The sequence below is a fragment of the Providencia sp. PROV197 genome, assembly GCF_028479625.1.
GTDB classification, from domain to species: Bacteria; Pseudomonadota; Gammaproteobacteria; order Enterobacterales; family Enterobacteriaceae; genus Providencia; species Providencia vermicola.
The window spans coordinates 15,554-28,761 of the sequence record NZ_JAMPNZ010000012.1; the positions used below are offsets into that span (position 1 = coordinate 15,554).

Below are 13,208 nucleotides of genomic sequence, written 5' to 3' on the forward strand. Positions count from 1 at the left end.
CTGGCATGGCGGCGGTGATTAATCACATTAATGCACGTTGCTCGCTCACTATAAATACTATAAGCGAAAATCGTGCCAACTTTTAAAAGAAGAGTAAATACGGATTGTTACGAGAGAATGTCAATCGATTGAGTTAAAAACAGTCACAGTTTGCACTTAGTTGGTGCATTTTTGATGATGGGCTGCACTGTTTTGGTGCAAAAAGAAAAGGATAGAGAAAAAAGCCAGCTTTGTGCTTAATAATAAGCCCAAAGCTGAATTGGCAAACATTATTTAATGAGTGAGGAGGTGTTATTCATCATCACTGTTCGTTAATAAGGTATTCACTTCTTCAATCTGTTTTACGGCATCATTGATAATGGAAGCAATTTGACGTGTTTGTTCTTCATTCAATTGTTTCAGAACCATTTTGTGGCGCAGTAGGGCTTTAAAGCGGCTGACTGCCATTTCAATGTCTTCTGCTAAATTGCTGCCTTGTTGCATATCACGTGCTTTCGCCAGCTTACGAGCAATAACCGCTTCTGTTTCTTTATTCTGTGCTAAGTGCGCAGCGCCTTCTGGCGTAATAGTAAAACTTTTGCGATTGCGCTCAACAATTTGAGACTCTAAAAAGCCTTGTTCTTCTAACAGTGTTAATGTTGGATAAATAACACCTGGGCTTGGCACATAAAGACCGTTCGAAGCTTCTTGAATATCTTTGATAATTTCATAACCGTAGCTCGGTTTTTTCGCCACTAATGAAAGCACCATGATATGAAGATCACCGTGGTCGAATAAACGGCGCAGGCCTTTGCCTCTTCCGCGGCCTCTTTGGCGCTCATCACTGTGACCATGACGGCCTTCACCGTGGCAACATTCGCCGTGTCCGTGCCCATGACGGCCTTCACCGTGGCAACGTTCGCCGTGTCCGTGCCCATGACGGCCTTCACCGTGGCAACATTCACCATGCCCATGGCGGCGTTCACCGTGCCCGTGACGACCTTCGCCATGGCAACAGCCATCGTGGTGGCCGCGCTGATTTTCGTCATGGCGCGCATAATATACATGACGACAAGATTTAATTAGCATATAGTTACTCCTTAGTTTGTAACTTTAGATATATCGAATTCATTTTATGGCTTTACTATATTTAGATATATCTAATTAGTCAATTTAGATATATCTAAATAACACAAAAAGGCATTAAAAATAGCGATTAAGAAAGAAAGTCTATTTTTTGTTCTTTTTTTGGGCTGCTAATATTAAGTTTTTAGCGTATTATTCTGTCACTTCGTGGTTTCGCAGAGATGATGCTCATTATTTTATGAGGGAATCTGGTACTGTTACGCAACTGAATGTTTTTTCGTTAAAAACTTTTTATACAGTGATGGGTTTCACATTTATTCCACTTGTGCGGAAAAACGTGTAAAATAACAGCAAATTAACGTAGAAAGTATGTTTGGGTAATTAGAATACCGCAAAAAGCATATTCCTTTCCTGTCAATTAAACGGTAAAAATCCTTGTCAATTCAAAACTTAAGAAACATCGCCATCATCGCTCACGTTGACCATGGCAAGACCACACTGGTGGGTAAATTATTGCAACAATCAGGCACGTTCGGTGAACGTGAAACGGTTGATGAGCGTGTTATGGACTCCAATGACTTGGAGAAAGAGCGTGGTATTACTATCCTTGCTAAAAATACCGCTATCCAATGGAATGGTTATCATATCAATATCGTAGACACCCCAGGTCACGCCGATTTCGGTGGTGAGGTTGAGCGCGTTATGTCTATGGTTGACTGTGTGCTGCTGGTTGTTGATGCGATGGATGGCCCAATGCCACAAACTCGCTTTGTAACGCAAAAAGCGTTCGACCACGGTTTACGTCCTATTGTTGTTATCAATAAAGTTGACCGCCCAGGCGCACGTCCTGATTGGGTTGTTGACCAAGTATTCGACTTATTCGTGAACTTAGGTGCAACGGATGAGCAACTCGATTTCCCTATCGTTTACGCATCTGCATTAAACGGTATTGCTGGTCTCGAGCACGAAAACATGGCTGAAGACATGACTCCGCTGTACGAAGCTATCGTAGAGCATGTTGCGCCACCTGCAGTCGATGTCGATGGTCCTTTCCAAATGCAAGTTTCGCAGTTGGATTACAACAGCTACTTAGGTGTTATCGGTATCGGTCGTATCAAACGTGGTGTGGTTAAACCTAACCAACAAGTGACTGTTATCGACAGCGAAGGTAACACTCGCAACGGTAAAATAGGTAAAGTTCTGACTCACTTAGGTTTAGAGCGTATCGATTCACAACAAGCTGAAGCGGGCGATATCGTTGCGCTGACAGGTTTAGGCGAACTGAATATCTCTGACACTATCTGCCAAGTGGGTAGCGTTGAAGCACTGCCTGCGTTAGCGGTTGATGAGCCAACAGTTAGCATGTTCTACTGTGTTAACACCTCACCTTTCTGCGGTAAAGAAGGTAAATTCGTGACTTCACGTCAGATCCTTGACCGCCTGAATAAAGAACTGGTTCACAACGTTGCACTGCGTGTTGAAGAAACTCAAGACCCTGATGCATTCCGTGTATCTGGTCGTGGTGAGCTGCATTTATCTGTTCTGATCGAAAACATGCGTCGTGAAGGCTTCGAGTTAGCGGTATCTCGTCCAAAAGTTATCATTCGCGAAATCGATGGTCGTAAACAAGAACCATTCGAACAAGTCACTTTAGACGTTGAAGAACAAAACCAAGGTGATGTCATGAAAGCGTTAGGTGAGCGTAAAGGCGACCTGCGTGACATGATGCCAGATGGTAAAGGCCGTGTGCGTCTTGACTACATCATCCCAAGCCGTGGCCTGATTGGCTTCCGTACCGAGTTCATGACAATGACTTCAGGTACTGGCTTACTGTACTCAACATTCAGCCATTACGATGATGTTCGCCCAGGTGAAATCGGTGGTCGTCAAAACGGCGTGCTGATCTCTAACGGTCAAGGTAAAGCGGTTGCTTACGCGCTGTACAGCCTGCAAGATCGCGGTAAATTATTCTTAGGTCACGGTGCTGAAGTGTATGAAGGCCAAATCATTGGTATTCACTCACGTTCTAATGACTTAACAGTTAACTGCTTAACCGGTAAAAAACTGACTAACATGCGTGCGTCAGGTACCGATGAAGCAACAACTCTGTCACCACCAATTAAAATGACTTTGGAACAAGCGCTTGAGTTTATTGATGATGACGAATTAGTTGAAGTGACTCCGCAGTCTATCCGTCTGCGTAAACGTCATCTGACTGAGAACGATCGCCGTCGTGCAAACCGTTCTAAAGAAGACTAATTTTTAGTTAAAATAAGTAGTAAAAAGGCGCCATTTAGGCGCCTTTTTTTATGGGGTAAGTTGTGGGTAAACTCCGGGCCCGATAGGTAAGCCTGCAAAGTACCAGCCTACTAGCAATAACATCCAAACAATAAAGAATACAATTGGATACGGCAATATTAAGGTATAGTAGGTCCCTAGCTGCGCATTTTTATAGTAGCGTTGTAAAAAGCCTAAAAAGAGCGGAAGGAACGGTGACATCGGCGCAAGGGGTAACACAGCGGAGTCAGCGATACGAAACACAATCTGTGCGAAAGCAGGGTGAAAGCCAAGTAACACAAACATCGGCACAAATATCGGTGCCAGTATTGACCAAATAGCAGAACCACTGGCGATAAACATACACAGAAACGCAGATAAAAACATTAACCCAATAAACGCGGGCACACCCGTCATCCCTAAGTTTTCTAGCAAGTCAGTTAAACCAATCGCCATGAATTTCCCCATATTGCTCCAGTTAAAGAATGCAACGAACTGAGAAAGTGGGAAAACCATCACAATGAAACCTGCCATGCTTTTCATTGGGTCAACTAATAAGTCTGGGATATCATTCGGCTTTTTGATTTGTTTGGTTGATACACCATAGGTAATGGAAACGACGAAAAAGAAAATAATAATGACAGGAACGATACCCTTGATAAACGGCGAAGGGATCACTGTATCAGTTACTGGATCACGCAGTGGTGCGCCTTCTGGGGCAACCATGAGCGCAACTAAACCGATAAAGATTAGTGCAGACAAGCCACTCATCAATAAACCACGGTTTTGAATTGGCGTCAATTCTTCGAGTCGGTCATGTGACGTGCCTTCCCACACGGGGAGACGGGGTTCAATAAATTTGTCTGTCAGTAGTGCACCTGCGATGGTTAACACAATCACCGATGTGGCCATAAAGTACCAGTTATCGATAACGCTGACATGTAGATTTGGGTCAATCATCATTGCTGCTTCTGTACTGATTCCCGATAACAATACATCGGTGGTGACAATCAATAAGTTTGCGGTAAAACCCGAAGCGACCCCAGCAATTGCAGCTAATAGGCCAGCGACAGGATGGCGACCTACCGCGATAAAGATCAAGGCACCTAGTGGTGGCATGACAACTAACGCCGCATCTGAAGAAATATGGCTGAAAAAGGCGATAAACAGTACCATATAACTGGCATAGCGCTTATTAATACCCGATGCCATTTTGTACATTAAAGCTTGAAGTAAGCCTACTTTCTCAGCTAAACCCGCCCCAATGACTAACGCGAGAATGGCGCCTAGGGGGGCAAAGCTGCTAAAATTCTTAACGATATTAGGTAAAATCCACTGTAACCCTTCCACGCTTAATAAATTTTTAACGCTGACCATCTCATCATTGGCGGGGTTTTTAACAGATAAATCAAACCAAGATAATACAGCCGTCGCAATCATCAGCACGGCAATTAAATAAACGAACAAAATGAATGGGTTTGGGATTTTGTTTCCCACTCGTTCTATCCAGCGAAAAATTGCCCCGGGGCTTTTGTGCACAGTTGTTGAGTCGCTCATAGGGTTTCCTTGTGTCTATCTTCATTGTTATTGTTATGACTTATGGGCGGGTAAACCCCGCCTGTATTAAGGAACTACTTATTTTAATTTTGAAGGCTTAATATCTTTGGGAATAGGGCACTGATAAGGGGTAACTTGCCTTTTCTGCGTAAATTCAGCTTTTGCTTGTGCTAATAAATCGGGCTTCAAGAACAACTCAATGGCGCTAGAGGCCATGATTTTCCCTGCGAGTAGCATCCCTTTATGGGCAATAGAGGTGCGCCCTTGTGCTACTAATTGCCAAGTATGCAGTGCGGTACCAAAGGCAAAGCATGGGCTAAAACATTGAACGGTAGGGGCAACCCAGCTGACATCACCAACATCGGTTGAGCCGTACATCAACTCTTTGGACTCAACGTAAGGCAGTACTTCATTCGTGAGTACTTTATTGCCCTGCCTTTCACACCAACGTTCGCCTTCTTCTCCTCCACTGCGGGCAGCATTTAGCTTGGCATTGCGTAAATCATCTTTCGTCAATGTATTATGAATTTGCTCAGCGAATTGACGTTCTTTATCGGTATATTCAGGGATGCCAAATTCAGTAATGTGGTTAAACATGGCGTGTTCTAGCGTCCGATTAGGCACATAGTTTGAGCATGCTTTATCAAAACGGACTTCTAGTTGCGTCCCTGTCATCAGGGCAGCTCCTTGTGCAATATTAATCACACGCTGGTAAATATCTTGTGCTTCATCAAGTTGCGGGGCGCGGACAAGGTAGAGGGCTTCTGCATCAGGTTGCACGACATTTGGGGATGCGCCCCCCGTGTTGGTGACGGCATAGTGTATCCGAGCGTCTTGAATAATGTGCTCGCGTAAAAATTGCACGCCAACATTCATCAAGGTGACGGCATCAAGTGCACTTCTGCCTAGGTGTGGGGAGTTTGCTGCGTGAGAAGCAATACCTTTAAAGCGAAAAGCTGTTTGAATGTTAGCAAGGGATTGCACATTAAAGACACCACTAAATGATTCTGGGTGCCATGTAATGGCAGCATCAATATCATCGAATAAGCCCTCTCTGACCATGAATGTTTTACCTGATCCGCCTTCTTCCCCAGGGCAGCCATAAAACCGCACAGTACCAGGTAAATTATTGTCATGCAGCCAGGCTTTGACAGCAAAAGCGGCAGATAACGCGGCGGTGCCTAGTAAGTTATGCCCACACCCGTGACCATTACCATTTTCCACTAAGGGATTTGGCTCGCTGCAAGCAGAGTGTTGGCTTAACCCTGCGAGAGCGTCATATTCGCCCAATAATGCAATGACAGGTGACCCCTCACCATAGCTGGCGATAAACGCCGTTTCAATATCACCAACCCCTCTTTCAACGTGGAAGCCTTCTTGCTCTAATGCGTCAGCCAGTAAATTAGCAGAATAGGTTTCTTCAAAGCGGGTTTCAGGGTGATCCCAAATATTGTCGCTTAGCGCGGTAAACTGGGCGCGATGATTTTCAATATAATCACCAATAAATGATGTGAATTGTTTATCCATTTTTCGCTCCGAATTCAGGGAGGTGCAGGGCAATTGTCGACAGCGTTTTTACTGCTGTTATCATCACATTTTCATCAAAATCAAAGCGCTCATTGTGGTGACCTGCACTGAGATCTGTACCAAAAATCATGTAAGTGGCTTGGCCTCCACGCTCTTTTACGCGTTCCATAAAATAGGTTGCATCCTCCGAACCTGCGGCTTGGTAGCGGTTTTTAACGATAGAGGTTAATTCAGGAAGCTGTTTTTTTGTTAAATCGCAAATAAAATCAACCCACTGATTGCTTGGGTGGCTACTTTGTGCGGCTCCCGTCAGTTTGATATCAAAGGCGACATCTTGCATTTTGGCGGCGCCTTCAATAATGTGCATCGCTTTTTCGTAGACAAACTTGTTGATTTCATTGGTTTCCCCGCGCGTTTCAACTTTGAGCAGTGCGGTATCGGGAATGACATTGCGGCCAATACCTGCTTGCAATACACCAACATTAATGCGTGAGCTTCCTTCACTGTGACGCGGGATACCATATAGGCCTAGGGTTGCATGGGCTGCGGCAATTAATGCATTTTTGCCATCTTCAGGTTTTGCACCTGAATGTGCCGCAACACCTTGATAGGTCACATCAAACTTTGTAGTAGCTAAAAAGTTTTTACTGCCGCAGACGACTTCGCCTTTTGGCACACCTGTACCGATATGGATAGCCACAAAGAAATCGACATCATCAACCACACCTGCTTCCATCATGGATTTGGCACCTCGGGTGCCTTCTTCCGCAGGTTGAAAGATAACCTTGATGCGACCAGACAGCTTCGCTTCATATTGCTTGAGAATACGAGCAAGCCCAAGGCCGATGGCGGTGTGCCCATCGTGGCCGCACGCGTGCATCATGTGCGGATTACAGGAAGCAAAACCTTCATTATGTGGACGGTGTTGGCACGAATGTTCTTCATTTAAATCAAGGGCATCCATATCGACACGAAAAGCAAGTGTTGGGCCTGGACGGCCAGTATCGAGTGTGGCAACGATACCAGTGAACCCCCCTGAAAAGTGAGGTAGTCATTGAGTTAAAGCGCCTTGTTCAATCGCTCTTTTTTCTTGTTCTGCCAATTTTTCTTCGGTAGGAAGGCCCATTCGAGCATCCGCTTTAACGACTTCTTTGCCCAGTTGCAGTTGGTAACCAAGTTGATGCAGTTCTTCGGTAACAAGCGTTGCTGTACGAAATTCAAACCAACCTGATTCTGCATACTGATGAAAATCACGCCGCCATGCTTGTAATTGTTGTGCCATCTGCTGGATGGTGCTATCTAAGTCAGTATTCATTTTGTATCTCTTTTAGTTATCACAAGAAAAATCAGTACAGGGATATTGAAATAGGGATGTGTATGGGTTTTAAAATTAAAATTCGTTTAATTTTAAAAAGTAGTATATTAATTTGCTTTGGTTATTTTAATTTATAAAAAATTATTTAATTTGCTAAATGTTAATTTTTTGTTTCTCCATTTTCTGACTGTACACAATCAAATTAGAGTAAAAAAGATACAATTATCTTTGGCTATATAACTAAAAGTTATCGGGGTATTGATATGGCACCACCCATAAAATTAAATCAGCTCAGGGCGTTCGTCGAAATTAGCCGGCATGGCAGTATTCGAGCCGCCAGCCGTTTTCTACAGCTTTCTCAGCCTGCATTGACGAAATCTATTCGTGAATTAGAGAGTAGCTTGGGGGCTAAATTGTTTATTCGCAGTAACCAAGGGATTTATTTAACGGAATGTGGGGAGGGTTTTTTACGCCGTGCAAGTTTAATTCTTGAAGAATTACGGGTCGGGCAAGAAGAGATTTCACAACGTATTGGATTGATTGGTGGAACGGTGAACATTGGTGTTGCAGGTAGTATTGCTCGTTCATTAATGCCAAAAGTCGTCACTCAATTTCACCGCGATTATCCCAATATCAAATTGCGCATTATGGAAGGGCAATTATTAACCATGCTAACTCAATTGAGGCAAGGGGAACTGGACTTCACGATTAACACTTATTACCCAGGAAGCTTGGATGCGGAGTTTACTTTTGAGCGGTTGATGCAAAAAGAATACAAAGTGATTATGCGTAAAGATCACCCCTTACGGCATGCAAAATCGCTTACTGAGTTAGTGGACTGCGATTGGACGATGCCAACCCCAAAGGGCACATATTACAAGCAACTCGCCGATGTGTTCTCCATGATGGAGCGCCCCATGGATTTCAGTGTGACCTGTGAAACCTTAATTGGTTGTTTAAGTTTAGTCGCGCAAAGTGATTTTTTAACCATTGTGTCGATAGACACGATAGATGAGCCTCTCTTTGAACAACGGTATATCGCATTGGATTTAATCGAAAAACTACCTTATGCCACGTTTGCTCTCGTGCAGCGCCGGGACGCAACATTAACGCCAGCAGGGGAACATTTAGCTCGGTTATTCCGTATTTATTGTCGTAGTAAAGAGCCAGCGTAAAAGTGATTAATAGCCCTGTTATTGTATCTGCAGTAAAAAGGGTTAGGTCGGCAGCAATTTTCTGGTTTAGTGCTCAACCGATGAATTGACAAAATAACGTGAATTATCACCAATTAGGGCTGTTCAGTTGGACGAATAATGATTAAAGTAAATTTAGTGAATAACAAAGAGGAAAATTTATGCTGTATATCTTCGATATGGGTAATGTGATTATTGATATCGACTTTAATCGTGTGTTTGATAAATGGTCTGAACTGAGCGGCACACCAAGTGAAGAAATCAAATCACGGTTTACTTTTGGCAATATCTTTCAATTACATGAGTGTGGAAAAATTTCAGATATAGAGTTTGCAGAGCTACTTTGTGAAGAAATGGGGATCACTCTGAGCTTTGAAGACTTTGCTGAAGGCTGGCACGCTATTTTTATTTCGTTAAGACCAGAAGTGATTGACATTATGGAGCGCCTGCGTGAACAAGGGCACCGTGTTGTCGTCTTATCGAATACTAACCGTCTACATTTGGACTACTGGCCAGAACACTACCCAGAGATTGCAGCTTCCTCCGATTTTCTCTATTTATCCCAAGATTTAGGTATGCGTAAGCCTGATCCTGAAATCTTCAAATACGTTCTGCAATCCGAAGAATTTGAAGCAGCAGATGCCGTTTTCTTCGATGATGTAGAGGAAAATGTTAAAGCCGCGCAAGCTCTTGGTATCCATAGTATTCATGTTGTGGATAAAGATACCGTTCCTGAATATTTCCGTACTTACGATTTTAGTGCTGAAGTTGAATAATATTTGATATTGAAGATGGAGCAACGGCTAACGTTGCTCCATCTTTTTGTGCAGAGTAATCATGATTGCATTAATCCAGAGAGTCACTCATGCGAGTGTGGTTGTTGATGAACAAACGGTTGGGCAAATAAACTCAGGTTTGTTGGTTCTGCTTGGCGTTGAAAAAGACGATGACGAGCAAAAAGCAAAACGCTTATGTGAAAAGGTGCTGGGCTACCGTATTTTTAGTGATGAACAAGGGAAAATGAACCTGAATGTTCAGCAAGCGGGGGGCAGCTTATTGGTTGTCTCACAATTTACGTTAGCGGCAGACACCAAAAAAGGCATGAGACCTAGTTTTTCTGGGGGGGCAGAGCCTGAAAAAGCCGATAAACTGTACCAGTATTTTGTGGAACAAAGCCGTCAGCATGGCGTCACGACTGAAACTGGGCAATTTGCTGCTGATATGCAAGTGAGCTTAACTAATGACGGCCCTGTGACCTTTTGGCTGCAAGTGTGATTCCATTTTTAAAGGGGGAAACGATGTACCATTTACGTACACCGAAAGATGAAATTGAATTTGCAACTTACTACCACTTTCGTTGGGAAATGTTGCGAAAACCCTTCAATCAACCCCTCGGTTCTGAAAAAGACGGTTATGATTTAACGGCTCACCATCAAATGGTGGTGGATGATAAAAACCGTATTTTGGCGATTGGCCGTCTATATATTAATGCCGATAACGAAGGTGCAATTCGCTTCCTCGCTGTTAATCCCGTCATGCAAGGTAAAGGGCTGGGGAAGTTGATTATTATGGCTCTGGAGTCAGTTGCACGGCAAGAAGGTGTAAAACGTATTGTTTCCAGTGTGCGTGAAGAAGCCGTTCCTTTCTTTAATAAGATGGGGTTTGAAAATAGGGGGCAAGTTGCAGGGCAGCTTAAAACACCTGTGCGTCATTATTTAATGATCAAGCCAATTGAAACCCTAGACCAAATCTTACATCGTCCTGATTGGTGTGGTGAATTACAGCAAGCATGGCATAAATACATTCCGTTAAGTGAAAAAATGGGTGTTCGCATCGAACAATATACAGGGACCCGTTTTATTACGACAATGCCAGAAGCGGGCAACCAAAACCCCCATGAAACTATTTTTGCAGGTAGCCAATTTTCACTCGCGACATTAACCGGTTGGGGGCTTATTTGGCTGCTAATGCAAGAGCATCAACTTGGTGGTGATATTGTGTTAGTGGATGCCAACATCCGCTACGGCAAGCCAGTGAGTGGCAGGCCAACGGCAATTGCGGATTTAGCGAATATGAGTGGTGACCTTGACCGCTTAGCGCGAGGCAGCAAAGCGCGAGTTAAACTGAAAGTGGAAGTAAGTAACCCAAATAACCAAGTTGGTGCAGTTTTTAGTGGTGTGTACATGGTGTTACCCGTTGATAAAACAAAGTAAAATAGATTATTGGGCGTAAATGATAAAGGGGGCATACAAGCACGGAGAAAGCGTAATTGCTCCCAGTTATACCGCACATTGCCCTATTTTTGAGTACGACTCGTTCCATTAGAGATGTTTTGGCATGGTTTTAATGGAACGAGAAAATGGACTCACATTTTTTTAAATTTATCTTCAAACTTATTGCATCTATTTCTCTCTATCAATATAATTGAGTGATTAGTCAGTCATTAAAGTTAATGAGAGACGCAATATTTTATTTGGAGATACTCTATGGCTCGTCCCTTGAGCTCACAAAAATACACTGCATTGATTAATGCAACGATAAGTACTCTTGCTGAAAATGGTTTATCAGCAACGACGGCAAATATTGCAAAACGTGCAAAAGTAGCCGTAGGCACTCTTTTTACCTATTTTCCAACCAAAGAACAATTATTTAATGATGTTTATTTGCTACTCAAAAGCGATATGGCTGAACGCCTAGTCACTGGTTACCCTAAAAATGCTGATGTGCATACACAAATAAAGCATGTGTGGTCAGGGTATACTGAGTGGGCATTAAAAAATCCTAATGGAAAACGAGTGCTTAGATTGCTTTCTGTCTCTGAGCTACTGACGCCTGAAACCCTTGCTAAAACACCTGAGCCTCTTGTTTTAATCGACCAAATGTTTACTCAAGCGATTAAAGATAATCTTTTAGTTTCTGATGAAAAAGATTTTATTTATAACATTTTTCAGAATATATCAGATGCAACAAGTGAACAAATTGAAAAGCAACCAGAACGTAAAGATGCATTATTACAACTTGGTTTTGAAATAATGTGGAAAGCGATTTCAGCATAAGCATTATATTTAATATTTATTAATGAATAGCAATTTAACTGGCAATGAATCATTGCCAATTCTTTTGCTCGCCCTTTTTTTGTATTAAATTAGGAATAGGATCATGAAAATCAAAACATCGTTTGGCTTCCATAGCCTCGCAGACGAAGTGATTAACGGTATAGATTTAACGGGTAAAAATGCCATTATAACGGGGGCGGCTTCAGGTATTGGGTTTGAAACGGCTCGCTCTCTTGCAAATAATGGCGCCAGTGTAACACTGGCGGTCAGAAATATTGAGGCTGGCCAACAAGCTGCATTAGAAATAATAAAATCGACAGGCAATCAGCAGGTTGATGTTGCTTACCTTGATCTAACGAATAAAAGCTCAATTCGTGAATTTACCTCAACATGGTCAAAACCGCTGCATATACTTATTAATAATGCAGGTGTTATGGCAATGCCAGAAACACGAACAAATGAAGGATGGGAAGCCCAATTTGCGACTAATTATATAGGGCATTTTTTACTCACAAATGGGTTATATGAGGCTCTAAAAAAAGCAAATGGCTCGAGAGTCGTGGTTGTTAGTTCGTCGGCTCATCATTTTAGTCCCATTGTGTTTGATGATATTCATTATCATATCCGACCTTATGACCCTTGGAGTGCTTATGGGCAATCTAAAACGGCGCTTATTTTATTTGCGGTAGAGGCTACGCGCCGTTGGGAAAAAGATAAAATATGGACTAATGCGGTTATGCCAGGGGCGATTAAATCTAATTTACAACGCTACTCAGGTGAATTACCTGTGCCTGAGCACCTTTGGAAAACACCACAACAAGGTGCAGCAACATCAATATTTGTCGCGACTTCACCTATTATTGAGAATATTGGTGGCCGTTATTTTGCTGACTGTAATGAAGCGGAAATGATAACCCACACTTGTGGCGATAGAATGAAGGAGTTTTCCGTTGTAGCGGGTTGGGCATTAGATAAAAATAATGCAGTACGTTTATGGGAAATGACAGAAGAGTTATTATCTTTACCGATTCGATAAAATTAATACTCATTCAATTTATATAACCCTTATCTGAAAATTATGTATATTGTATTTAAACAGTAATAGGTTATCGTCTTTTAATATCAGATATATAAATTTAGTAACTGATAATTAAATGATATGGTGATTAATTACTTTACCCTAGGCCAATAAAATTAGCATACATAATGTTAATGCAT

General features: G+C 42.5%; 10 protein-coding genes and 1 pseudogene. 7 read left to right on the top strand and 4 right to left on the bottom strand.

From position 1 onward, the window contains the following. Positions 1-291: 291 nt before the first annotated feature. The gene (locus tag PR808_RS05935) at positions 292-1,068 is read right to left on the bottom strand and encodes a PadR family transcriptional regulator (protein WP_272538923.1); all 777 of its coding nucleotides are present in this window, start codon (positions 1,066-1,068) and stop codon (positions 292-294) included. A 432-nt stretch (positions 1,069-1,500) separates the two neighbouring features. Between PR808_RS05935 and typA the strand changes: the two genes are divergently transcribed. Continuing rightward, positions 1,501-3,324 (top strand): ribosome-dependent GTPase TypA, encoded by a 1,824-nt coding sequence (gene typA, locus PR808_RS05940; protein ID WP_206084923.1) that lies wholly within the window; start codon positions 1,501-1,503, stop codon positions 3,322-3,324. 48 nt (positions 3,325-3,372) lie between these two features. Here typA and abgT read toward each other — a convergent pair whose 3' ends face one another. The 3 genes and pseudogenes from abgT to PR808_RS05955 all read right to left on the bottom strand — a co-directional run bounded on the left by abgT (position 3,373) and on the right by PR808_RS05955 (position 7,741). After that, positions 3,373-4,899, bottom strand: a complete 1,527-nt coding sequence (abgT, locus tag PR808_RS05945) for a p-aminobenzoyl-glutamate transporter (RefSeq protein WP_206084917.1) — start codon at positions 4,897-4,899, stop codon at positions 3,373-3,375. 78 nt (positions 4,900-4,977) lie between these two features. After that, positions 4,978-6,426 (bottom strand): M20 family metallopeptidase, encoded by a 1,449-nt coding sequence (locus PR808_RS05950; RefSeq protein ID WP_206084915.1) that lies wholly within the window; start codon positions 6,424-6,426, stop codon positions 4,978-4,980. Continuing rightward, positions 6,419-7,741, bottom strand: a pseudogene (locus tag PR808_RS05955) (M20 family metallo-hydrolase). The gene PR808_RS05950 and the pseudogene PR808_RS05955 overlap by 8 nt, the downstream one beginning before the upstream one ends. Before the next feature lie 263 nt (positions 7,742-8,004). Here PR808_RS05955 and PR808_RS05960 point away from each other — a divergent pair. The 6 genes from PR808_RS05960 to PR808_RS05985 all read left to right on the top strand — a co-directional run bounded on the left by PR808_RS05960 (position 8,005) and on the right by PR808_RS05985 (position 13,026). Beyond that, positions 8,005-8,916, top strand: a complete 912-nt coding sequence (locus PR808_RS05960) for a LysR family transcriptional regulator (protein ID WP_206084911.1) — start codon at positions 8,005-8,007, stop codon at positions 8,914-8,916. Between the two features lie 179 nt (positions 8,917-9,095). After that, on the top strand, positions 9,096-9,710 hold the full coding sequence (gene yihX, locus PR808_RS05965; protein ID WP_206084909.1) for a glucose-1-phosphatase: 615 nt from the start codon (positions 9,096-9,098) through the stop codon (positions 9,708-9,710). Positions 9,711-9,771: 61 nt separating this feature from the next. After that, a complete protein-coding gene (gene dtd / locus PR808_RS05970) occupies positions 9,772-10,209 on the top strand; it encodes a D-aminoacyl-tRNA deacylase (protein WP_206084907.1) in 438 nt (145 codons plus the stop codon). A 23-nt stretch (positions 10,210-10,232) separates the two neighbouring features. Continuing rightward, positions 10,233-11,147 (top strand): fatty acid biosynthesis protein FabY, encoded by a 915-nt coding sequence (gene fabY, locus PR808_RS05975; protein WP_272538924.1) that lies wholly within the window; start codon positions 10,233-10,235, stop codon positions 11,145-11,147. 273 nt (positions 11,148-11,420) lie between these two features. Further along, positions 11,421-11,990: a TetR/AcrR family transcriptional regulator gene (locus PR808_RS05980; RefSeq protein ID WP_206084903.1), complete on the top strand. Its 570-nt coding sequence runs from the start codon at positions 11,421-11,423 to the stop codon at positions 11,988-11,990. 103 nt (positions 11,991-12,093) lie between these two features. Next, a complete protein-coding gene (locus tag PR808_RS05985; RefSeq protein ID WP_272538925.1) occupies positions 12,094-13,026 on the top strand; it encodes an SDR family NAD(P)-dependent oxidoreductase in 933 nt (310 codons plus the stop codon). The last annotated feature ends 182 nt before the right edge of the window (positions 13,027-13,208 follow it).

Excerpts from the sequence above, each read along its gene's own strand:
- abgT (WP_206084917.1), bottom strand. The coding sequence starts at position 4,899 with ATGAGCGACTCAACAACTGTGCACAAAAGCCCCGGGGCAATTTTTCGC.
- yihX (WP_206084909.1), top strand. The coding sequence starts at position 9,096 with ATGCTGTATATCTTCGATATGGGTAATGTGATTATTGATATCGACTTT.
- PR808_RS05935 (WP_272538923.1), bottom strand. The coding sequence starts at position 1,068 with ATGCTAATTAAATCTTGTCGTCATGTATATTATGCGCGCCATGACGAA.
- PR808_RS05950 (WP_206084915.1), bottom strand. The coding sequence starts at position 6,426 with ATGGATAAACAATTCACATCATTTATTGGTGATTATATTGAAAATCAT.
- PR808_RS05960 (WP_206084911.1), top strand. The coding sequence starts at position 8,005 with ATGGCACCACCCATAAAATTAAATCAGCTCAGGGCGTTCGTCGAAATT.
- fabY (WP_272538924.1), top strand. The coding sequence starts at position 10,233 with ATGTACCATTTACGTACACCGAAAGATGAAATTGAATTTGCAACTTAC.
- PR808_RS05980 (WP_206084903.1), top strand. The coding sequence starts at position 11,421 with ATGGCTCGTCCCTTGAGCTCACAAAAATACACTGCATTGATTAATGCA.
- dtd (WP_206084907.1), top strand. The coding sequence starts at position 9,772 with ATGATTGCATTAATCCAGAGAGTCACTCATGCGAGTGTGGTTGTTGAT.
- PR808_RS05985 (WP_272538925.1), top strand. The coding sequence starts at position 12,094 with ATGAAAATCAAAACATCGTTTGGCTTCCATAGCCTCGCAGACGAAGTG.